Here is a 22,673-nt window from a genome sequence, read left to right on the forward strand (position 1 = left end):
GGTGTCGGGACCGGTGCTGGTGCTGGTGCTGGTGCTGGTGTCGGGACCGGTGTTGGAATCACGTTACCATTATCCGGTTTATTATCACCGGAGTTAGCGGCGGAGGTTTCAGTAATCTCACCAAAGTTTGTCATGTTACCGAGTGTTTTAACGGTCGCACCAGTAATCTTGCCGCTGACGTCATTGGTAATACCATTATTCGCCTGAACAATCACATCGCCGAGGCTGCTGATGTCACCGTCGTTGTAAACAGACTTGCCGCTAATCGTAACCGATTTATCTCCTTTGATAGTACCTAAGTTCGCAAAGAAGGCCTCTCCCATGGCAACCACGGCATTATTTCCTGCGGAGATAACACCGTTATTATCAGAGGGGCTGTTGCGATTATTCATTGCTATCAGATTAATGTCATGGCTCGCCGTAATATCACCTGTGTTATGCATTTCACGCATCAGTGTAATATTGGCGTCATTGCCCGCGTTAATCTGTGAGTCGGTATCCGTGTTTAAGGTGGAAACCCATGCATTAATGTCATTTCCGGCAGTGATTTTTCCCGCTCCAGCATTGGTTAAATTAGTGCCGTTAATATTGATGTCGCCAGTGCTCGTGATGAATCCGGTGTTAGTTAAATCACTAAAGCTCAAATCCAACTGTGCGGCAGATATATTTCCAGCATTATCAAAGAAACTGCCATTCTTTTGCAAACTTAAGCGGTTAGCAGCTTCAATGGTACCTGTATTTTCCGCAGGCTGAGTGGTATAACTCTGATTAATCTGTAAAGCCATATCCTGGCCTGCTTTGATTAAACCTCCGTTCTGGAAACTATCGGTGACATTCATATTAATATTTTTACCAGCGGCCAGCATGCTGTTTGCATCAGAAGCATAGCTTCTTGCATAGATATTAATATCTTTATCAGCGCTCAACGTACCTGCGGAGTTATCTACATTACCGTTAACGAACATGTAACCTGCAGTAGAAATTACGCCATTACGGTTAGTGAACGAGTTGTCACCTGAGACCATCAGGTCGCTGTGTTGCCTTTGAACGGTGATACGACCGTTATTGTTATTCAACTCACTGGCACTAATCATGCTTGAGGTATAAGCATTACCATTGCCAATAGTAATGTCACCATTGTTGTTGCTAAACTTATGGGCATTAACGTTAAGTGAGCCGGTCGATGCAATGGAACCTTCGTCATTGTTAACATTACCTGTATTGATGGAGATATCGCCGCCTGCGGTAATATTCCCATTCCAGTTGTTCACGATGGCATTATTATTGTTATATGACGCGCTAGAGATGTACACAGCACCGTTGCTGGTCAGGCTACCGTTGCTGTTGTCCAGCGAATCGGCGGTCATTATCCCTACGCTTTGAGCACCATTAATCATCCCATCAACGTTATTGACAGAATGACGACCAGATACGCTGACATCGCCGCCTTCAATTTTACCCTTTCTGTTATCAATGGTGTTTTCTGAAGAAACTGTAACCATACCGCCAGAGGTAATTTGACCGTCATGGTTAACAATGTCTTTCGCGCTTTGCAGTTGAGCCATATTAGCGGCTGCAATGCGGCCTCCGTTGTTATTGATTGTCCCTTGAGAGTCAATCGTCAGCGAATCGGAGGCAGTCAGATCGGCATGATCGATATTCACGCCTACACCTTTCTCAGTGCCTTTCATGTAAATCTTATTCGCATACATTGACCCCAGAGAGGAGACATCCAGCGCCATTTCCGGAGCATTACCTGTTCCAGTGATGGCACGAACAAAACCATTCTGATCAACGTGGTTGCTACCGGTAATAATGTTCAGTTCATTGGCTTTCAGCTGGGCATTCACTTTTACTGAGCGAGAAATAATATCGGTATACTGGGTAGATGACGTATCCATACCTTTGCCAGTAATCACGACCTGACCTTTTTTCACATCGAAACCACTGAAGTTCCCTTTGCTATCCTCGGTAGAAACACCGGTAGTCAGCGTTGCATGGCTGGTGTTAATAAATCCACAGCCGTTGCAGGTAATACCTGATGGGTTAGCGATAATCACCTGCGCAGACTGGCCCGCTACTTCAACCATGCCGTTTAACTGGCTCGGATCGGAAGAGCGTACTTCATTCAGAATTACGGTCGCGCTGGTGCCGGCCATATTCGCATTGCCATCAATCTGACCGGCCAGTTGAGTATTACTTGCGCTACCGCTGTTATTCAGAATAACGCCGTTGGTGTCAACGTTAAATTTGGAATAAATGTTATGTGAAACGCCATCAGCGCTGGCTTTATTAATATCCACAATGGTTGCCCCATTGCCACCAGTATGGATAGCAGGCTGGTTTGATGATGTGTTATCAGCAATAACTGCGGCCTGCACAGGCATAACCATGCCGAGCGCCATCATAGTCGCAAAACAGGTGGGTGCCAGTCGGGCATGCAGCACGCCATGGCTACGCTTCGCACGGTACATTTCATTTTTTTTCATTACAAATCCTTTTATAAATTTTTTTATAAATAACCATCCCTTTCCTCAGAATTAAAATGAAGCTATTCACAAATACAGCATGGAGCCTGTATCTTCCGAAGAAAATCCAGCACTTTATAAATTAAATTGTCCGCGCGGTCAACCCAAATGGGATTTGTAATAATTCATACATAGTAGAAACATTTATTTATCTGAATATGAATAATCATCAATGGGAACTTATAATGCGTGTGAATGATATTTTGTGCTATTAATAAGAATTGACTTGCTTTCATCATGAAATTTGGTGTTCTGGAGGGCGGATTTATTAGAAATCTATATGTAATGGATACCAGTATGCCATTTACATTATCGGTTAGTGGCACGGGGGAATTACATCGAGGGAAGGGCGCTGTAAAACGTAATTTAAACAATACCTTAAAAGTGGGGAGGGGTAAGCAAATGCACATTTTGAACTATTTCAAACTGTAATCGGCAAGAGAATATTCCTAATGTTGAGGGAAGGGTGAATTAATCACTAAAATTCAATTGGATACACTTTTTCCAAAATTTAAGAGCCTGTAGCGAAGCTGACTGTGTGGATGACGCTCTTCCTGAAAAAGACAATGCCATACTTTTACTGTCTGCGCTTGCAACGGGAGCAAATGACATGATCAGGGTTATTGGTATTGATATCGCCATATCTGTGTTTCAGATGTGCGTCTGGATGGTCGATGACTCCGCCGCGGCTTTGTTAATGGAATGGTCGCCCCCTATATCCTGTGCCACAGCGTGACGATAGCAGCACTTGAGAAGACACACTCAGAGGTCATTATTGTTCACGCGAAAAACACCGGCTTTATCGCTGTACAGCGCCAGCGGTTTACCATGCCAGCAGTCGCCGACATTCCCTGTCGCTGATACCGAGGTGCTCAGCTGCGCGACGCGTTGTCATACGATGTTCAATAACGTCCTGGATAATCTTGACCCGGTTGATCTCTTTCAAAGTAAACACTCCTGAGCTTTCTGCGCTCATGATATGTCTCCCGGTTGTTTAATCGGCTCCGTGAGGCATCATCATAATGCGGACATCTGAATTGAGCTACAGGCGGATATTACTATTGAGCCTCTACATTATTGGTACGCATAATGTATATTATGTTAAATAAGCTCTATAAGTCTTTTACTTCATGGTTCACTGGTGCGGCCACAGAAATCAGCATGTTGTGAATTTTGAGATACCTCCCTTTTAGACAGAACCAGTTCAACGGTTATTTGCGGATATGCATCCTTTATCTGTGCAATCACGGAAGGCAGAACCTCCGTGCCGATGATTATGCCGCGTTTGTCATCTCGCCCGATGGCCACAATATTGAGACGGTGTGCCATGCGCCGGAAAGTCAGTAGCTCAACCCTTCTGTCAGAAACGATTAAATGATCTGTTATGCATCTTTTTGCACGATAATGCACGAAAATGTTTCATAACGCGACCACAATGCCGTAATGTATCGCAGAAAACGTGCAACTTCACGCAATAACACTGACAGAGGTACCTATGACACAACAGCTAATTTTAATTGCCGGCCCCTATCGCAGCGGAACCGAAGGCGTTCAGGCACGCATTGATGAGAATCTGGCGCGTCTCGAAAGCGCAGCACTAGCCGTTTACCAGCGGGGTCACATCCCGGTCATTGGCGAATGGCTGGCTTTGCCGTTGGCAAAAGCCGCAGGATCGAAAGCGGTTGGTGATGAAATCAGTGAAGCGATGCTGTACCCCGTTGCTCACCGGCTAATAGCTAAATGTGATGCCATTTATCGTATTGCCGGTGCGTCTAAAGGTGCCGATATGGACATTGAGGTCGCCCGCAAATATGGCCTGAAGGTTTATACCGCACTTGAGAACATTCCAGAGGCTTAAGGCAGTCCGCCAGCCAGCCTGTGAGCACAGGCTGGCTATCAGAGAGTGACACTCTCTGAGGTCAACACGACGGATACCCCCTTTTCCGATACCGCGCGGATCCACTCCTTATCGGTATTGTCTTCAACGATAATGGTGTTCACCGATGACACATCGCCAATCACAAACGAAGACGCTGTGTTGATCTTTTCCGGAGAAGCCAGCACAACCGTCTCCGCGGCTCTGCCGGAAAATGCACGTTTGATGCACGCTTCTTCGAAATCGCCGGTTGTCAGCCCCGCCTCAGGATGGATCCCGGTCACGCCCATAAAGAACAGATCTGCATGAATATTTTCGATGCCTTCGATGGCCGCTGCGCCGACCGTAACAATGGAGTGCTTATACAAGCGACCGCCGATCAGAATCACCTCGATGGACGGATGATCCACAAGCCCCAGGGCGATGCTCGGACTGTGCGTAACCACCGTGATGCGCAGATCAGGAGGGAAAAACGTAATCAGCTCCGAAGTTGTCGTGCCACCGTCAACGATCACCACCTGGTCTGATGAAATCAGCTGCGCGCCTTTGCGGGCGACCCGTTTTTTCGCATCCATTTTCACGGATTGCCGTTCAGCAAAGGGAGCAATAGCAGAAGATGACGGCAGCGCGCCGCCGTGAACGCGCTGCAAACGCCCTTCTGCCGCCAGCTCGCGCAAATCACGCCTGATGGTGTCTTCAGAGACATCAAAGAACATGCTGAGCGCTTTTGACTGGACCTGGCCTTCGGTGCCGAGCTTTTCGAGGATCAATTGTTTTCGCTGACTGGTGAGCATCATGAATTCCTGATGTTGCATGTTTTATCTTGAAAGTGCACGATAATGCTGTTTATGATAATTACTCTACGTAAGGAGGAACAAACGTGCAATCAAAACGTGCAGATGTGCGCATCATTGACAGTGAAACCCTGTCAGATAACTGGTACAACCTTAAGAAGTACACCTTCGCCCTGCAGCGCCGTGACGGCGAATGGCAACGACAGCAACGAGAGGTCTACGATCGTGGCAACGGCGCGACTATTCTTCTCTACAACCGTGAGAAAAAAACGGTGATCCTGACGCGCCAGTTCCGCTTCCCTGTCTTTATCAACGGCCATGAGGACGATTTAATCGAAGCCGCGGCGGGACTGCTGGACAACATGGATCCCGAAAGCCGCATAAAAGCTGAAGCGGAAGAAGAGACAGGGTTTCAGGTTTCGAGCGTGCAGAAAATCTTTGAAGCCTATATGAGCCCGGGCTCCGTCACGGAAAAGCTCTATTTTTATCTTGCCGAGTACCAGCCGAAAGACAGAACCGGCGCAGGCGGCGGGATCAAGGCTGAGGGAGAAGATATCGACGTGCTGGAAATGACGCTCGAAGAGGCGTTACGCGGCATTGAAACAGGCAAGATTGTCGACGGTAAAACCATCATGCTGCTTTATCATATTGCTCTTAAAGGCATTATGTAGACTGCGGGTTAAAATCCTGAATTTGAATCTGGGTCGGTACGCTTGTCCATTACTCAAATGTAAAGCGGAAAACCTCCTAAATTTTGCAGCCTACTATATTTAGTGAACTATTTCGGGATTTGACAAAATCTTCAAAAATTCGCCGAGTCATCTGCATTTACCATTAGAAATGCCACACGTTGGCCAGGCGACCAGTTGAGGTAGCCTGTCTTATCTGTTGGCTGGATTAAAATGCGACTCGCTACAAATAACGAAGCATATTATACTTGCTCCTCCACTCGAACAGGAGGCAAGCAACTCACGTGAAGGATACATATTACAACGACATAGCGATCAATACGCTAATTCAGAGTGAGCTGGACGCGTTTTTTGAGGATTTCAAAGGGATCGTCTTCGCCTACGCCATTATGAACAAGAAAGATCCTTCACAGATGCGGATAATCAATAACAGCCCCGAGTGGTTTGATATCTACCTCGACAGGAAATATCAGTTCATTGACCCTGTTATCATTCGGGCTTTGCGCTGTGTTGAAGATTTTTTCTGGGAAAGTGATGTCATCCTGTCTGATGGTTATAACCTGACGCGCATTTTCAACGAAAGCGTCCAGTATGATATCTACCAGGGGCAGACGTTCCCTCTGCATGACTATCTTAATAATCTTGTCGTCTTATCCGTCATCAGTCCTAAGCATTCTGGTATTGATATAGAAAAATATCGGCCACAATTTCTAAGCTTCCTTGTTCAACTGCATCAGAAGACACTCAATCTCTATAGCCAGCATCAACAGAAAAAAAATGTTTTTCTGTCGCCACGTGAGCGACAAATCCTTAAATGGGTCAGCGCCGGGAAAACCTACGCAGAAATTTCTGTTATTTTGTCTATTGCTGAACGCACCGTTAAATTCCATATGGGGAATGTAATGAAAAAACTCGGTGTGAATAATGCCAGACACGCAATTAAACTTGGAACAGAACTACGATTACTGGACGACTGAGCCTCAGCCACTGGTTATAAGTGGCGTAAATGCTCCAGCATTTCGCGAAGCCAGTGACTGGATTTGTCTTTGCTAATAATGTCTTCAATAATGCTGGTGCTGGCAGGCATATAAATATAGTAAATAACCTCCCCTTTTTCAGAAACACCGCGTTGAATAACTTCAACTTTCCAGTTCGCATGGCGAAATATGGCATACATACCGCGACTGGCTACTGCGTACATTCCATTGTATTTTTGCTTTATGCAATACATATTCATCGCAAGAAACAATGCCTTACTGGCGGGCACGCCCTGCAGACTTGCGGAGTCTCGTGTTTCTTTATCTAAAAATAAACGGCTAATTTCACAGCAGGGAACATCTGCCGGGAAAGTAATGGCTTCGCCAAAATAACTGTGAAAGATTTCGCTTATCATCGTCGGATGCGTCGAGTTAATGAATCGCGCGCCGCATAACAACTGTCCCTCATACATACCCAGCAAGTATGTCGTGTTTGGGTTGTCAAACTGATCCTTTTCCATATCTTCAACGCATTCAACTTTCCAGTCGAGTCGGTCCCGAAAGGTTTTTCTCCGGAGCCGGAAGAGTTCGCGGGCTAATGCTGACGGTAAATCATCGTAATCATGCAAAAAAAACTCAATAACAGAATTCATTGCTCTTATTCCTGATAATAACACCTGAAACTATTATCCCCTGTCTTTTAGGACAGCTTTCATTGTGCATGGTATTCCTTATACTTAAAAAGTACCCGGCCACTAAGTCCTCGTGAAACTCAGTGGCCAGGAGGTCAAAGACCTACGAAACACCAGGGATATATCCATTCATGATTATCTAATATTTATAGTTTCGGGTACAGAGCGTAAGAAGCACTTAGCCGATAAAATATTAAAAAACGATAATCATAAAATAATTACAATTAAAGTATTGCCCCTTAAGAATTTAAGGGGTAATATTTCCTTTTTCTTATTTTTCCCCCTATTATCTCTGTTCTTAATGCTGTGCTACTCTTGCAGAAGCATGCTAAACGGAGAACCAAAATGGCCGACTGGAATCCCTCTCTTTACCTGCAATACGGCGCGGAAAGAACGCGTCCTGCCGCAGAACTGCTCGCCAGAATTCCTCTGGATGAGGTCTCCACCATCGCTGATTTAGGCTGCGGGCCGGGAAACAGCACCGCGCTGTTGAAGCATCGCTGGCCTTCGGCGCACATTACCGGGGTCGACAACTCCCCTGCAATGCTCGAGGAAGCAAGAGCCGCATTGCCTGGCTGCCATTTTGTTGAGGCCGATATCCGCCAGTACAAGCCTGGCCAGCCGCTGAGCCTGATTTATGCCAACGCTTCGCTGCAATGGGTTCCTGACCACTATGATCTCCTGCCTCATCTCGTTTCTTTGCTCACGCTTAACGGCGTATTAGCGATCCAGATGCCTGACAACTGGCTTGAACCCACTCACGTAGCGATGCGTGAAGTGGCGCTGGAGCAAGACTACCCTGACCGCGGCCGTGAACCTCTCCCGGGTGTGTATGCCTATTACGACATCTTGTCGGAGGCGGGATGTGACGTGGATATCTGGCGAACAACCTATTTCCATAAAATGAGCTCGCACCAGGCCATTATTGACTGGGTAAGCGCCACCGGCTTGCGTCCGTGGCTCCAGGAACTGAACGAGAGCGAGCAGAAACGTTTCCTGAAACGCTACCATGAACTGCTGGAAGAGCAGTATCCGCTCCAGGAAAATGGGCAGATACTGCTCGCTTTTCCGCGGCTATTTATCGTGGCGCAACGCCAGCCCTGACGGGTTATGACCGGGCTTCTTTCAGCAGCTGCTGAATGATCTTTTCCTGCTGCGCATAATCTCCTTCGCCAAAGGCGGTATAGCGTAGCTGGCCTTTGGCATCGAAATAGTAATGCGCTGGCCAGTACTGGTTCCCGAAAGCGTTCCAGATTTGATAATTGTTATCCGTCACAACCCGATACGGCAGCTGCCATTTCTCCACCGCGGTTTTTACCGACGAAAGCGGTTTTTCCCAGGGATATTCCGGCGTGTGTACCCCAATCACGACCAGCCCCTGATACTGATACTTCGTGGCCCAGTCTCGCACGTGGGGAAGCGTATGCTGGCAGTTAATGCAATCCCACGTCCAGAAATCAATTAACACCACCTTCCCTCGCAGGGATTCAGACGTGACAGGGTCACCGTTAATCCACCCTGTCCCCCCGCTTAACGAAGGCAGCTGGCTGCTGGGCTCTGTCATCACGACCGGCCGGAGCTTCACCGACGCGGCAGTGGGTTTCGCCAGCGTCAAAAGTGTTGTCTCCAGACGGTCCGCAACGCCGTTTGCTCCTTTCAGAAACGAAGTCATTCCTGTCGCGTTAAATACGACTGCCGCCAGCATCGCCACGCCAGCCCCCTGCCGCAGCCTTTCCATCAGCGCCGATTTTGCTCTTAACGGCGCCATCAGCGTGCGGCCTCCTGAAACGAGCAGGCTCAGCATCAGTGCGCATCCGCTGCCGTAGGCCGCCAGCAGCGCGCCCGTCGTAATGGCCGAGTGGCCCGCGATATTAATGCTGAAAATGGCGCCCAGTATGGGACCGGCGCAGGGAGACCAGAGCAGCCCTACCGCGAGCCCGGCCAGAAAAGCCGATGCCATACCGCGCGTTTGCCCGCTTCGGGTGTTCAGGACATTTCCCGCGCTGACGGCCGGACCCGCAATACGCTGGGCGAATGACGGAAAAATTAAGGCCAGCGCGGCCGTGGCCAGAATAACGAGGGCGATCCAGCGCCCGATGATGGTTGCCTCTGCTATCCACTCGCTGGCGACGGTGACGGCCATCGCCACCAGGGTGAACATCACGATCATCCCCGCGAGCAGAGCCAGAATATGTCGTGGTTGTCCCTGAAAACCGGCGAACAGGAGCGGAATAACCGGGAGAGTACATGGACTGAGCAGGCTTATCATCCCGCCCAGAAAAGCGATTACCAGAAACATAGACACCTCATAATACAAGTCCTGCGACGCTGCAGTGAGGCTATTTCATCGTGCGGATGTGTTCAGGATATGTGTAAAAACGCAGGTTTTGTCTGGCTCTGTATCACCCAGGCCGGGAGATACAAAGCCGTACAATTAACGGCGCGGTAGCGTAATGGAGACATCCAGTCCGCCTCCGGCCAGGTTCGTCAGGTTGAGCTTTCCTTCAAGCTGAGCGGTGAGCTGCGCGGCAATCGCCAGTCCGAGTCCTGTTCCGCCGGTATCGCGGTTGCGCGATGTTTCCACCCGGTAAAAAGGCTGTAATACCGCCTCTAGTTCGTCATCGGGTATTCCCGGCCCGCCGTCCGTGATGTGAATCACCACCTCTTCGGAAGACGAATTATCAATGGCAATAACGGCATGCTCACCGAACTTAAGGGCATTATCCAGCAGGTTGGTCATCACCCGGCGAAGCGCCTGCGGACGCGTAACGATCGGTAAGCGAGTATCGTTTGCCTGAAGCTGCACGTTTTTACCGATGTCCTGATAATCGCAGGCGATGCTGTTGACCCAGGCGTTCAGCTCCAGCTTCAGCGGGGTCTCTTCCAGTGATTCTGATGACCGGGCATACGCAATACCCTCGCGAACAAGACGCGTCATGCTATCGAGATCGTGCAGGAGCTTGTCGCGAAGTTCAGGTTCCCCTGCCATCTCGACGCGCAGCTTCATGCGGGTAATCGGCGTCTGGAGATCGTGAGAAATGGACGCCAGGATCTGCGCGCGCTCCCGGAGATAAGACTGAATGCGCGCCTGCATTGCGTTGAAGGCATGCGCTGCACGCTGTACCTCCAGCGGACCTTTCTCGGTCATTGGCGTGCTGGCCGCCGGATCCAGTGAATCCACCGCGCGGGTAAATTGTGAAAAAGGCCGCACCACCTGCCGTACGGCAATCCAGGCGCACGCAGCCAGCAGCAGCAGCTGCAGGATCAGCACTACGGGCAACCAGCTGGCGACCGGTGGCATGCGCGGGATCAGGTCAATGGTCAGCGGTGCGCCGTCGCGCAGCGCCAGATGCGCCTGGATGTGTGAAACGGCACCAGGGACGGCGGTGAAGCTGAGCGGGTACTGTGTCGCGAGCGTCGCTTTTAAGGTTCGGATGGCGTCCTGCGAACGCCTATCCGTCGGCGCGTTGCCGGGCTCTCCCGGCCCCAGAATATAGCGATAGTTACCCCGTTCGAGGCGCGGAAGCCAGGCCGCGCGTTCGCTGGCCGGTAAGCGGTCTAAAATGGCGACGCTGGTTGCGACGTCGTTTTCCAGATTACCGAGCATCACCGTTCTGGCGCTGTGCATTCGTTCAATCATGACCAGCGTCAGGCTCAGGGCGTTGGCCAGCAGCAGGCCGGACAGCACGACGAGCAGCAAGCGGGCCAGCAGCGAGCGTGGCCAGAACCTCATTCGTTAGCCTCTTTGATGGTGACCGGCATCGTAAAAACGTAGCCTTCGCTGCGCACGGTCTTGATATAGGCGGGCGTGCGGGCATCTTCGTTCAGGCGCTGACGGACCCGGCTAACCAGCAGGTCGATAGAACGTTCAAACAGCTCGGCGTCGCGCCCCTGCGTGAGGTTCAGCAGCTGATCGCGGGTCAGCACCCGCTGAGGATGGTCAAGGAAAACGCGCAGCAGGCGATACTCCGCCCCGCTGAGCGCGACGATCACCCCTTCCGGATCGATTAAGTGGCGGGCAACGGTATCGAGCTGCCATTCGCCGAACATAACCAGCCGCCCGGCTTCTGTCACCTGCAGATTGGGCGGCATCGTGCGAAAACGTCGTAAAATCGCTTTGATACGCGCCAGCAGTTCGCGGGCGACAAACGGCTTCACCACGTAGTCATCCGCGCCCATCTCCAGACCCAGGATCCTGTCCGTCTCCTCATTGCGGGCCGTCAGCATCAGGATGGGCAGATCTTTATATTTCCCGACGCGTAGCTCTCGACACAGCGTAAGGCCGTCGTCGCCGGGCATCATGATATCCAGCACCACCAGGTCGATATGCTGTTTATCCAGCACGACGCGCATCTCTTTACCGTTGGCCGCGCCCGTCGCGCGATAGCCAGACTTAACGAGATAATCGACAATCAGTTCACGAATATCCCTGTCGTCATCGACGACAAGGATATGATCAATATGCTCCACCGAAATCTCCAGACCGAAGGGTAACGTACTGAAAATAGCACATTTCAGAACTTGTCCGCGTCAACGACGGCCTTGACGAAATCCTGCGGATCTTCCTGAGGCGGATTGTGCCCCACGTTTGCCCCGAAGGTGCGGTGCTCGTATTTACCGGTAAATTTACCCGCGTAGGCCTGCGGTGCCGGATGCGGCGCACCGTTGTTTCCGCCTTCGATGGTGATCGTTGGAACGGTGATATTCGGCAGCGTAGCGAGTTTTTGCTCGTAGCTGTCGTATTTGCGCTCGCCTTTTTCCAGCCCTAAACGCCAGCGATAGTTGCTGAGCGTCACGGCGACGTGATCCGGGTTATCGAGGGATTTGGCGCTGGCGTTAAAAACAGCATCGCTAAATTTCCAGTCAGGCGAGGCCTGAGACCAGATTAAGCGCGCGAAGTCATGCGTGTTTTTGGCATAGCCCTCAGCACCGCGCGCGGTGGCGAAATAGAACTGATACCACCACTGCTGCTCCGCTTTTGGCGGCAGCGGCTGTTTGCCAATCTGCTGGCTGCTGATGAGATACCCGCTCACCGACACCAGTGACTTAACGCGCTCTGGCCACAGCGCCGCAACGATATCCGCCGTACGAGCGCCCCAGTCATATCCTGCAAATACCGCCTGCTTAATATTCAGGGCATCCATCAGGTTCACAACATCTTTCGCCATGGCTGAAGGCTGGCCGTTGCGCGGCGTTTTGGCTGACAGGAAGCGCGTGGTGCCGTAGCCGCGCAGAGAAGGCACAATCACCCGATAGCCTTTTGCCGCCAGCGCGGGGGCGACGTCGGCGTAGCTGTGAATATCGTACGGCCAGCCGTGCAGTAAAATAACCGGCTGGCCATTTTTAGGGCCGATGTCGACATAACCGACATTCAGATCGCCGGCGTTAATTTGCTGGGGATGATCAAAGGCTGCCGCGAAATTTGTGCCGGTGACTTCAGCCTGACAGGACATCACGGTGCCGAGAGAAACGGTCAGTGCGAGAGTTGAGTACGCGAATTTGCTAAACATGTTGGTATCTCCGGTTGAGTACAATTCACGGGGATATAACAACACGGCAATGTATAGCGGATATGTGCGAAAGCGGGTTTATTGCAAGCCTGTGTATGTATCCGGGACGCAGATACAGTGTGATACAAACCCAGGCGTTGTCGTCTTAAAGGGAGAGGCGATAACGGACGTAGTCGTCAGCCTCACCATATTTGTCATAGAGTTTACGCGCCGGGTTGTTCACCTGGGTGACCCAGTACAGTTTTGACCACCCTTCGCGCTTGCCTTCCTCAATCAGAGCGTCAATAAGCGCCTTGCCTGCGCCCGCCCCGCGTTCGTCGGAATCAACAAACAGATCTTCCAGGTAGCAGACGGGGGCCGTTGACCAGGTTCCTTCATGCAGAATGCACATTGCGAAACCGATGACCTTTTGGTCCTTCTCGACCACCCGGCAGAACATCCGGGAATGCGCTGAGAGCGCCCTTTCCCATGTCGATGCGGTGACGGATTCCTCGAGGTAGCAATCATAAAAATGGGTATAGCCATCCCAAAGCGGTCGCCATTGGGAGTAATCGTCTTCGCATAGAGGTCTTACCGTGACAGCCATGTGTTCCTCACATTACAAATCGATCGCCATTTCGAAACAGCGTAAATCAACACCTGCCATACGCGAGTGATGATAGGTTTCGCTCAGCGTCACAAACCCCAGCTTCTGATAAAACGACTGGGCGTTAGGCGTTGCATCCAGCCTCAGGCGGGCTATCCCCCGGCTGCGGGCCTCATTTTTTAGCGCCTCGATAATCCGGGTCGCCATGCCTTTGCCGAATGCCGCGGGCAAGGTGAATATCGCCTCCAGACAGTGGGTATCCAGATCCAGATAGCCGGTTGCCGCAATATCACCCTTTTCATCTTCCACCACGTAAAAAGGGTATTCAATGACCATCTGGCGAAAGCGTTCAGGCATGAGATCCGGCGTCCAGCGCGCAATGACGTCGGCGTCGTAGCTGGTTTTACAGCCGTGACGAATCGCCTGATTGCGAATATTCCAGAGTATTTCGGCTTCCTGTGGTTTAGCTTTTCGTAAAGTCATAATCCTCCTTTAGCGGCTTTTTAGTCGCATTTCCCGTGCCAGTCTGGCAAGACGCTGAGTACGACAATAGAGCGTAAACAGCACAAAGCCTCTCCTGTTCATCACCATCCGACAAAGTAACAGCGCGGATGATGCGATGACCAGTGGCCAAAGACCTCCATCATGAGAAAACAGGAGATATAGCCCCTGAATAAGGGTCGCTATCAATAGAATGATGAACAATGCCATAAAGCCCAACAATGCAGACGTCTTACCTCGAGCCAGGAGTACGCTTATCACAGTGAGCGCGCCTGTCATCGTCAATGATGGTACGAAAAAGCTCAATGCATGATGTAAAGGTGAAAACCCCTGCAATGCGCTGAGAAAAGGCAGAAGGTTTAACGCAAACGCCACTAAAAAAAGAGGTAACAGCACCGCTACCGGATAAGGATTTTGACGCGGAAGCTCGCTGAATGGACGCGAAAAATACCGTTCCAGCTCTGGCGTGGAATGATTCAAGAGACGGGTATCACGATGAGCAATAGCCTCCTCTATCTCTTTGCCATGCAGCAGGAGATCCTGGAAAACCCGTCCGGTTAAAAGAGACACAAAACTCATCGATATTTCGCCATTAAAGAAATGATGTCCATTTCTGGTAGGTAATAAACCCAGCGCGCCTCAACTGAATGTGATAGAGATGAAAATACCAGAACGCAAACAAAAGCATAACGCTTAAATATGGAGATCCGCGGATGACGATACCGACGCTCACGACAGAACGCTTACTGCTAAAACCGCTGGTTGCCGAAGATGCGCCTCAGATACAAAAGCTTTATCCCCTCTGGGAGATTGTCCGCTATATGGTCTCGTCTGTGCCCTGGCCCTACCCGGATAACGGCGCGGAAAACTATGTCAACAACGTGGCGCTGCCGGATATGGCAAAAGGAATAGCCTGGTTCTGGAGCATCCGCCGTCGCGAGGTGCCGGATGAGTTGATGGGTATTATCTGTTTGTATGACGTCGAAGATAACAACCGTGGATTCTGGTTGGCCCCGGAGTTTCAGGGCCAGGGATACATGCGCGAGGCCAGCATTGCCGCGACGGATTACTGGTTCAACACGCTAAACAAACCCGTATTGCGCGCGCCGAAAGCCGCCGCCAACAGCCGCTCCCGGCGTATTTCAGACAGTAGCGGCATGCGGCTTATCAGAACGGAACAAAAAGCCTACGTCAGCGGCATGCTGGATTCTGAACTGTGGGAAATCACCCGCGACGAGTGGAACGCCCGTCAGGTCAGCTGATAATGCTTATCCGGCATCAGCCTTTCCGGAATGTTCTCTTCATCGTTCATCTGCAGCAGATCGCGTTCCATCATGTTGCAGATGGCGTCCAGGGGCAGATCGTTATCTTCTGTGCCGAACGGGTCTTCCAGCTCTTCCGCCAGGGTGTCCAGCGAGATAAAGGTGTAGGAGATCAGCGCCGAGACAAACGGCGTCATGTAGTGCAGATCCACAACCAGCGCGAACGGCAGCATGATGCAGAACAGATACACCGTGCGGTGCAAAATCAGCGTATAGGCAAACGGCACCGGCGTTGTCGCAATGCGCTCGCACCCGGAAAGGACGATGGACATATCGTTCAGACGGTTGTTCAGGCTGTGGAACAGGATGTCTGAAAGCTGGCCGTTTCGCCGCCGCACGGCCAGCCACTCCCCCATGATCAGTAAAATACGGTTCGCCGGCGAGTTGGCGCTCATCACGCGGCGTAAATCATCCGGAGCAAGATAGCGAGAGAGCTGTTCGGCATTCAGCTCCCGGCGCAGGGTCATACGCAGACAGTTGGCAAAAGCTATCTGCAGGCGGACAAATTCCCCCAGGTGCTTATCGTCAGGCAAGGTGTTTTTTACCTCGCGAAACAGCGAGCGTGCCGCTATCATCAACTGCCCCCACAGCAGGCGAGCCTCAACGTAGCGTGAATAACAGGCGTTGTTTCTGAACCCCAGAAAGATAGCGATCGCCACGCCGAGAATGCTAAATGGCGCCACGGTAAATTTGATGCCCAGCGAGGTATACCACGGCAGCATCAGGATAACGGCGATAGAAAGCAGGAAGTTGAGCAGCAGTCGGGTGTAGATTTTGGGAAGTACCGAACCGTGCCAGACAAAAATCAGTTGTAGCCAGTGCTGTTTAGGACGAACAATCATAGTGAGTTTCAGGAAGGAAAAGAGCGTGGCTATTAAACGTGATCTCCCTCATCGTTGCAAGCATGTTAACGGAACATTGAATTTTATGACCTGCTTAGCGATAACCGCACGGTGCTGCATGTGGTTTTAAAAAAAGAGCAAATAGTATGTTGTAACTAAATTAAGATGTAATTAAACCCGGCCGAAGCCGGGTGACGTCATTAGCACAGGGGTTTCACCGCTGCGCGCATTCCCTTCAGGAGAATGGCGTCAAGATACAGGGTGACCTGGTCGACAAGTCCGGAGACCTGCGTGAGATCCTGTTCCCAGTGCTCGCTCACGCTCAGTACGGCCTGCACCAGCTCACGGGTGCTCAACTGCTGGTCGCGGTGCTGCCCCCACAGCTGCTGATAACGTTCAAGCCAGAATGCATCATCCTGAACCGGATAGTTTTCCCCGCTACGCTCTGCTCGATAAAACGCTATCAGTGCAGCAAGCGCGAACGTCAGACGCGCTGGCAATTGTCCGCTTGCCTTCTGCCCTGCCAGCAGCTGCGGCAGGATGCGGGTGCGGTATTTGGTCATGCCGTTGAGCGCGATGGAAAGCAGCTGGTGTCTGATGTAAGGGTTGCGAAAACGCCCTGTTACCGCGCTGGCGAAAGATTCCAGCTCGTCACGCGGCAGATCGAGGACCGGAATGATCTCCTGATAAATCGCTTTTTCGACAAACGCGCAGATCTCTGCATCATTCATCGCCTCGCCCACCGTATCCAGCCCGGCCTGGAATGCCACCGGCACCAGCGCAGTGTGTGCGCCGTTCAGGATAGCGACTTTGCGCTCTTTGTAGGGCCTGATATCGTCGACAATCAGCACATTCAACGGGTACTTATCCAGACGGAGTTCCTGAGCAAGGGATGCCGGCCCCTGGATAACGAACAGATAGAAATGTTCAGCCGTATCCAGGAACCCATCGTGATAACCCAGTTCAGCCTCCAGCGCGGCCGCTTCGTCGCGCGGGTATCCGGTAACGATACGGTCGACCAGCGTCGAGCAGAAGCTGTTGGCGTCGTTTAGCCACCGGATAAAGGCTGCAGGCAGCGCCCACTCTCGGGCATAGCGCAGGACGAGTTCACGCAGCGCGTCACCGTTGTAGTCAATCAGCTCGCACGGAATGATGATCCAGCCTTTATCCGCTGCACCATTGAAGTGGCTAAAGCGCTCAAACAGCAGTCGAGTTAGCTTCGCCGGGTAGCTCACCGCAGGGGCATCGTCGACTCTGTCCCCCGCGTGGTAGCTGATACCCGCCTCGGTGGTGTTTGAGAAAACAAAGCGCATACCCGGATTGTGCGCCAGTTTCAGGAACGCATCATACTGGCCGTAGACGTCTATCTCCCGGTTAACCGAGCGAATAAGACGGCTCTCACTCACCGCTTCACCCTGCCCGTTCAGGCCGCGAATGATAGTGGTATAGAGACCATCCTGAGTGTTCAGCGACGGCGGGAAGTCGCTCTGAATAGGACGAACGATAACAACACCGGCGTTAAGATCGGTATATTCATTTAGCAGGTCAATTTGCCAGTCGACAAACGCACGCAGGAAGTTGCCTTCACCAAACTGAATAATGCGTTCCGGGTATTGAGCACCGGGAAAATCACGACGGTTGAGCGTGTTCACAAGAGGGTTCCTTTTATGATTAGTCATACAGCCTGATAGGATTGGTACGATAACTTATCAAAACTTAACGACCAGAAACCCTGTTTTGATCAATCCACGGCGTAGTTGTACAAAATAATCATAAGAACTTATAGAACACGGAGGTGGCCGTCATGGCGCCGTCCGGCATCAGCGCATAGCGCGGGATCTCGCCCACCTTTTGCCATCCGGCGCGCTGGTAAAAGGTCTCGGCCCCGCTGCCGGTGGCGGTATCGAGCACCAGAACGGAAATATCTCTGGCCCGCGCCTCCGCTTCAAGCGCTTCCATCAATGCCATCGCGGCACCTTTCCGGCGCGCTTTTTCGTGAACCAGCAGCTTCGCCACATCGGCGCGATGCGGCTGGTTTTCCGGCTGGTCGACGATCAGCTGCACCGTTCCGATGACGCCGTCCTGCGGGTCGATACTGGCCAGCACGAGGCGCTCGTTGCGCCCTACGCTTTCAGCGATGCCGCGCCAGAACGAACGAGCCTTATCCAGACTAAAGGGAAGCATAAAGCTGACGGATGCCCCGCCGCTCACACAGTTTTCGAGGATCCCGGACAGCGCATCAAGATGGGTGAGAATTTCGTCTCGGGTGAGGTTTTTAATTTGCAGTGAGGTATTCATTGTTTTTCCTTACGTTGAATACCGTCACTGTGCATTTAACATCTTCTTAACGCAAACGGATCGGACATACGCTTTTGTTATGTTACCGGGAGCGCTGTCGCTGCTGTTTCATGGCATACATCTTTTCATCGGCATCTTTTAACCACTGCTGCAGGTCGTTGCCGTTATGATCGAATTCACTGAGCCCCCACGAGAAATTGAGCGACCAGGGATGTAGCCTGCGGGCGTTATAATTTTCTACCTGCTCGGCAAGATACTGCATAGCAATCCAGGCGCCTTGCTCATCCGTATCCGCGAACAACACGGCGAACTCGTCCCCGCCAAAACGAACCAGCAGATCCGCTTCACGGAAAGAGGCGCGCATCAGCTGCGCCATCGCTTTCAGCGCCTTATCCCCCTCTTCATGCCCGAATCGATCGTTAATTTCCTTAAAGCGATCCAAATCCAGCCAGCCGAGCGTGAGCGGCTCAGCGCGACGTCGGGCAACGGAAAGCGTGAACCGCACGAGCTGATTAAAGCCCCGACGGTTGAATAACCCGGTTAGTTCATCCGTGGTCGCCGCGCTGATGGCAGCAAATTCATCCTCTGCCAGCGCGCCAAGGTCTCCCAGCACGGCGAGGTCGGCGGCAGAAAACTCGCGGGGAGCGTAATCAATCAGGCACAGCGAGCCAACGCTTGCGCCGTCGCGCAGGCGCAGCGGGAAGCCCGCGTAAAACCTCACGCGAGGCTCACCGGCCACCAGCGGGTTATCCGCAAAGCGATCGTCCTGAAGCATATCCCCCACCACCAGCGGCGCTTCGGTGAGGATCGTATGCCCACAAAATGAGATATTACGCGGAACGCTGCCGGGCGCCTGACCGTCGGCCGACTTAACGATCAGCGAATGCTCATCAATGAGATTGACCATCGCCAGCGGCACCTGGAAGAAGCGTTTTGCCAGACGCGTTAAGCGGTCAAACGCCGGGGAGCTGTCGATCTCAAGCAGACCTGATTCTCGTAGCGAGTTGAGTCTGTCTGTTTCATTTTCAGGGGTTGCAGGTGCTTTCATAATGTCTCCTGACGTAAAGCGTTACTAAAAGCGTAGCTTAAACAGAGACATTGTCAGTGTTCTGACATCCTGTTAAGCCGCTTACTATTCACGTCAATGCCTTATGACGATTAACGCAGCTATGTTTCACTCCCGGAGGGCGCGGCAATCTGCTCGTCCGCCACCCGGGCGCTGGTACGGTTTCGACCCGCTTTTTTTGAACGATAGAGATGATCGTCCGCTTCGGCCATGAGCTTGTTGAAGACCTCGGTCAACTGCCAGGCCTCGGCCTTTCCGCTGCCCAGGCCAATGCTGACCGTCAGATAGAGCGTCTGGTGACGCCATGTAAAAGGATGGCTGGCAACGGTGGATCGGATACGTTCAGCCAGTTCAAAACCGTGCTGCGCGTCGCCTGAATTGACCACCACGGCGAACTCTTCCCCGCCCATGCGCGCCACCATGCCGTCTTCACCGACGACCTGCTGAACCTGTCGGGCAAACGACGCCAGCACGCGGTCTCCGCACTCGTGGCCGTAGTTATCGTTAATGCTCTTGAAATAATCAATATCCAGCAGCATGACGGTCAGAAAACGCGTGTGCCGGTACGTCTCTTCATGTTTTAACGCCTCATAAAGCCCGGAACGCGAGTAGACGTGCGTTAAAAAGTCATAATCCGCCCTCAGTGAAACCTGGCGGATCAGGGAATTAATCGCCGCCATGCTGACGGAAACCATCACCGGACAGATCGCCATCGTGGCGATCCCCAGCCGGGCTGAAAACATCATTGGCGTCGTAAACGGCGTCGCCACGGCAATATTAATAATCGAGTTGGCGACCAGAATAATTTCAGCGGCGCCCGTGATAAACGTCAGCAGACAGGTCGCAGGCAACGAGTAACGAACCGCACACCAGATAAGCGCAGGCAGAGGAAACGAGAGGCTCCCCGCTCCGCCAATCACCACCGACGCGCTCACCGAGACGATCAGCGCAATCACCGGCAGCAGCTGCTCCAGACGTAGCCTGAGCTCACGCCCGGGCATGCGTAATGTGAGCATACAGGGCACAACAAGCACGCCGGTTGAGAACTGCTCGCTAAACCAGTCGGCAAACAGCGGCCAAAAGGTATGACTGTCAATCCCGACCGACCCTACCGCGCCGAGCAAGGCGCAAAGCAGCGCGGCAATCAGACAGTAGTTAAACAGGCGTAGCGCGTTAAGCGGATCGGGGGTTTTCTTCATCAGCCGCTTGTCGCGCTGAACCAGCACGGCGACGACGACGATAAAGATCATGTTTGACAGGTTGATCACCACGGAGGCCATACCCCAGTTGGTCGTCACAGCGTCGTACAACAGCATCGCGACATAACATACCGCATAGTAATGCAGGCGATTCAGGTAAACATAGCGGGCGAAGATCCCTGCCATGACGCCGTTCAGCGGCCAGAACAGCGACAGGGCCTCAACGAGCCGTAATTCCGCGCCCACAAAATAGAATAAGGTTGTAAGGATGAAGATCGTCGCTGCATTTCGCAGCGGCGTGTCAACCTGGAACGGCCTGAAAGCGGTAAGAGCAGAACGCATTAAATATCATTCCATATGAAAGCTTATGGCAATTATTGCGGTCGTCAGCATGATCGGGACTAACCTGGGATGCATCTATAGCACAAATACCACGGGAGTATAACTCGTCAAATTTAGGCGTTCATCTGCAGCACCAGCCAGTGATGGATGACGCTGACGATATAATTTTGTTGCTGCACCGTGAGCGTTACGCCCTGTGGAATGTTATGCCATTTTGCCAGACAGCCCCGACAACAGGTAGCGGTGGCATGCTGGGCGATAAATACCGGGTGACCGCGCATGGGCGTCTGTTTACCGTCGTTGGCGAGGTGCGCGGGCGCAAGGCGCTTTTCGACAAAATCCGCGGCGTGCCGATCAATGGTTTCGGGGCCTTTGTCCCAGCAGTACTGTCGTTCCTTATCGCCAAGGCGAAAGCGCGAGCGAAATGTCGATCGCGCCAGGCGGGAAAAGAGAGGATCCAGATCGGACATCAGTATACGGAACGTCCCAGGCGCTGGGTCAGTTTCTCCAGAACCGCCACGCCGGCAAGCGAATTTCCCGTTTCATCCAGTTCCGGGCTCCAGACGGCTATCGCCATTTCATGCGGCACAATCGCCACGACCCCGCCGCCGACGCCCGATTTAGCCGGAAGCCCAACGCGCCAGGCAAACTCGCCGGCGTTTTGATACATCCCGCTGGTGGCCATCAGCGCGTTAACCTGCCGGGCCTGAAGCGGAGAAACCACCTCCTGATCGAGATGCGGCGCGTGCCCCTGGTACGCAAGGAACAGGAACGTCTGGGCCAGCTCAACGCAGCTCATTTTCAGGGCGCAGTAATGGAAGTAGTTTTGCAGCACAGTCGCCACGTCGTTGTGGAAATTACCGAAGGATTTCATCAGCCACGCGATGGCCGCGTTACGTGCGGAGTGTTCAAACTCCGAGCGGGCCACCACCGCATCATAGGCAATATCGTCAACGCCCGAGAGCTGGCGAACAATCTCCAGCATTCTCTGTCGCGGTGCGCTGAGGCGACTTTGCAGCATATCGCAGACCACCAGCGCCCCGGCATTGATAAAGGGATTTCGCGGTTTACCCTGTTCAATCTCGAGCTGAAGCAGCGAGTTAAAAGGCTGACCGGAAGGATCTTTACCGACACGCTGCCAGATCTCGTCTTCTTCATACTGACGCATCGCCGCAACCAGACTCAGCACTTTCGAAATGGACTGAATGGAAAAACGCTCAGTCGCATCGCCTGCCTGGTATCGCTGTCCGTCTATGGTACAGATAGCAATCCCCAGCTTATTCCCGCTCACCGAGGCAAGGGCCGGAATATAGTCGGCAACCTTCCCCTTTCCAATTAACGGACGAACCTGCGCCAGAATCTCGTCCAACATCTCATTATGGATGACCGCAGCCACACTTTGCTCCTTGCCCTCAGGCTAAAACGGGCTGCGAGTATAACAGAGGCTTATG

The 22,673-nt window shown here is 52.2% G+C and carries 22 protein-coding genes and 1 pseudogene; 5 read left to right on the forward strand and 18 right to left on the reverse strand.

The features are described 5' to 3' along the window. Both UTM25_RS06785 and UTM25_RS06790 read right to left on the reverse strand, forming a co-directional pair. The coding region (locus UTM25_RS06785) for a filamentous hemagglutinin N-terminal domain-containing protein (RefSeq protein WP_320714513.1) at positions 1-2,489 on the reverse strand (2,489 nt) is incomplete at its 3' end. 868 nt (positions 2,490-3,357) lie between these two features. Then, a pseudogene (locus tag UTM25_RS06790) lies at positions 3,358-3,504 on the reverse strand (ISNCY family transposase); the annotation flags it as partial. A gap of 519 nt (positions 3,505-4,023) precedes the next feature. On the opposite strand from UTM25_RS06790, the gene UTM25_RS06795 reads away from it, so the two are divergent. Next, on the forward strand, positions 4,024-4,386 hold the full coding sequence (locus UTM25_RS06795) for a DUF4406 domain-containing protein (protein WP_126795371.1): 363 nt from the start codon (positions 4,024-4,026) through the stop codon (positions 4,384-4,386). Positions 4,387-4,424: 38 nt separating this feature from the next. Here the strand turns inward: UTM25_RS06795 and UTM25_RS06800 are convergent, their stop codons facing one another. Beyond that, positions 4,425-5,198 (reverse strand): DeoR/GlpR family DNA-binding transcription regulator, encoded by a 774-nt coding sequence (locus UTM25_RS06800; protein ID WP_194399616.1) that lies wholly within the window; start codon positions 5,196-5,198, stop codon positions 4,425-4,427. 86 nt (positions 5,199-5,284) lie between these two features. Here UTM25_RS06800 and UTM25_RS06805 point away from each other — a divergent pair, with 86 nt between their 5' ends. Then, the gene (locus tag UTM25_RS06805) at positions 5,285-5,869 is read left to right on the forward strand and encodes an NUDIX domain-containing protein (RefSeq protein ID WP_194399247.1); all 585 of its coding nucleotides are present in this window, start codon (positions 5,285-5,287) and stop codon (positions 5,867-5,869) included. 302 nt (positions 5,870-6,171) lie between these two features. Further along, on the forward strand, positions 6,172-6,864 hold the full coding sequence (locus UTM25_RS06810) for a helix-turn-helix transcriptional regulator (RefSeq protein ID WP_023311808.1): 693 nt from the start codon (positions 6,172-6,174) through the stop codon (positions 6,862-6,864). Positions 6,865-6,878: 14 nt separating this feature from the next. Here UTM25_RS06810 and UTM25_RS06815 read toward each other — a convergent pair whose 3' ends face one another. Continuing rightward, positions 6,879-7,517 (reverse strand): acyl-homoserine-lactone synthase, encoded by a 639-nt coding sequence (locus UTM25_RS06815; RefSeq protein ID WP_194399246.1) that lies wholly within the window; start codon positions 7,515-7,517, stop codon positions 6,879-6,881. Positions 7,518-7,901: 384 nt separating this feature from the next. Here UTM25_RS06815 and tam point away from each other — a divergent pair, with 384 nt between their 5' ends. After that, positions 7,902-8,660 (forward strand): trans-aconitate 2-methyltransferase, encoded by a 759-nt coding sequence (tam, locus tag UTM25_RS06820; protein ID WP_194399245.1) that lies wholly within the window; start codon positions 7,902-7,904, stop codon positions 8,658-8,660. Positions 8,661-8,664: 4 nt separating this feature from the next. On the opposite strand, the gene UTM25_RS06825 is transcribed toward tam, so the two are convergent. The 7 genes from UTM25_RS06825 to UTM25_RS06855 form a co-directional block, all read right to left on the reverse strand. Further along, positions 8,665-9,855, reverse strand: coding sequence for a cytochrome c biogenesis protein/redoxin (locus UTM25_RS06825; RefSeq protein ID WP_194399244.1), 1,191 nt, complete (start codon positions 9,853-9,855; stop codon positions 8,665-8,667). A 135-nt stretch (positions 9,856-9,990) separates the two neighbouring features. Continuing rightward, complete coding sequence (locus UTM25_RS06830) at positions 9,991-11,289, reverse strand: ATP-binding protein (protein ID WP_194399243.1); 1,299 nt, start codon at positions 11,287-11,289, stop codon at positions 9,991-9,993. Continuing rightward, entirely contained in the window at positions 11,286-12,026 is a 741-nt protein-coding gene (locus UTM25_RS06835; protein WP_194399242.1) for a response regulator, read from the reverse strand. The genes UTM25_RS06830 and UTM25_RS06835 overlap by 4 nt, the downstream gene beginning before the upstream one ends. A gap of 44 nt (positions 12,027-12,070) precedes the next feature. After that, complete coding sequence (locus UTM25_RS06840; RefSeq protein WP_194399241.1) at positions 12,071-13,066, reverse strand: alpha/beta fold hydrolase; 996 nt, start codon at positions 13,064-13,066, stop codon at positions 12,071-12,073. Between the two features lie 145 nt (positions 13,067-13,211). After that, the gene (locus UTM25_RS06845) at positions 13,212-13,652 is read right to left on the reverse strand and encodes a GNAT family N-acetyltransferase (protein ID WP_194399240.1); all 441 of its coding nucleotides are present in this window, start codon (positions 13,650-13,652) and stop codon (positions 13,212-13,214) included. Positions 13,653-13,664: 12 nt separating this feature from the next. Then, on the reverse strand, positions 13,665-14,135 hold the full coding sequence (locus tag UTM25_RS06850; RefSeq protein ID WP_194399239.1) for a GNAT family N-acetyltransferase: 471 nt from the start codon (positions 14,133-14,135) through the stop codon (positions 13,665-13,667). Positions 14,136-14,144: 9 nt separating this feature from the next. Continuing rightward, complete coding sequence (locus tag UTM25_RS06855) at positions 14,145-14,732, reverse strand: hypothetical protein (protein WP_194399238.1); 588 nt, start codon at positions 14,730-14,732, stop codon at positions 14,145-14,147. A gap of 134 nt (positions 14,733-14,866) precedes the next feature. Between UTM25_RS06855 and UTM25_RS06860 the strand changes: the two genes are divergently transcribed. After that, positions 14,867-15,415, forward strand: a complete 549-nt coding sequence (locus tag UTM25_RS06860) for a GNAT family N-acetyltransferase (RefSeq protein ID WP_194399237.1) — start codon at positions 14,867-14,869, stop codon at positions 15,413-15,415. On the opposite strand, the gene UTM25_RS06865 is transcribed toward UTM25_RS06860, so the two are convergent. The 7 genes from UTM25_RS06865 to glsB form a co-directional block, all read right to left on the reverse strand. Then, a complete protein-coding gene (locus UTM25_RS06865) occupies positions 15,403-16,317 on the reverse strand; it encodes a bestrophin family protein (protein ID WP_194399236.1) in 915 nt (304 codons plus the stop codon). The two genes, UTM25_RS06860 and UTM25_RS06865, sit on opposite strands and share 13 nt — an antisense overlap. Before the next feature lie 200 nt (positions 16,318-16,517). Beyond that, positions 16,518-17,969, reverse strand: coding sequence for a tagaturonate reductase (locus tag UTM25_RS06870; protein WP_194399235.1), 1,452 nt, complete (start codon positions 17,967-17,969; stop codon positions 16,518-16,520). A gap of 118 nt (positions 17,970-18,087) precedes the next feature. After that, positions 18,088-18,615: a GNAT family N-acetyltransferase gene (locus UTM25_RS06875; protein WP_194399234.1), complete on the reverse strand. Its 528-nt coding sequence runs from the start codon at positions 18,613-18,615 to the stop codon at positions 18,088-18,090. Positions 18,616-18,697: 82 nt separating this feature from the next. Beyond that, positions 18,698-19,663, reverse strand: coding sequence for a sensor domain-containing diguanylate cyclase (locus UTM25_RS06880; RefSeq protein ID WP_194399233.1), 966 nt, complete (start codon positions 19,661-19,663; stop codon positions 18,698-18,700). A 119-nt stretch (positions 19,664-19,782) separates the two neighbouring features. After that, complete coding sequence (locus UTM25_RS06885; RefSeq protein ID WP_194399232.1) at positions 19,783-21,222, reverse strand: GGDEF domain-containing protein; 1,440 nt, start codon at positions 21,220-21,222, stop codon at positions 19,783-19,785. Positions 21,223-21,335: 113 nt separating this feature from the next. Next, entirely contained in the window at positions 21,336-21,692 is a 357-nt protein-coding gene (locus tag UTM25_RS06890) for a DUF4186 domain-containing protein (protein WP_194399231.1), read from the reverse strand. Further along, positions 21,692-22,618, reverse strand: coding sequence for a glutaminase B (gene glsB / locus UTM25_RS06895; RefSeq protein ID WP_194399230.1), 927 nt, complete (start codon positions 22,616-22,618; stop codon positions 21,692-21,694). The genes UTM25_RS06890 and glsB overlap by 1 nt, the downstream gene beginning before the upstream one ends. Between the last annotated feature and the right edge of the window lie 55 nt (positions 22,619-22,673).

The organism is Enterobacter sp. 61D5 (assembly GCF_034107965.1).
Lineage (GTDB): Bacteria > Pseudomonadota > Gammaproteobacteria > Enterobacterales > Enterobacteriaceae > Enterobacter > Enterobacter cloacae_M.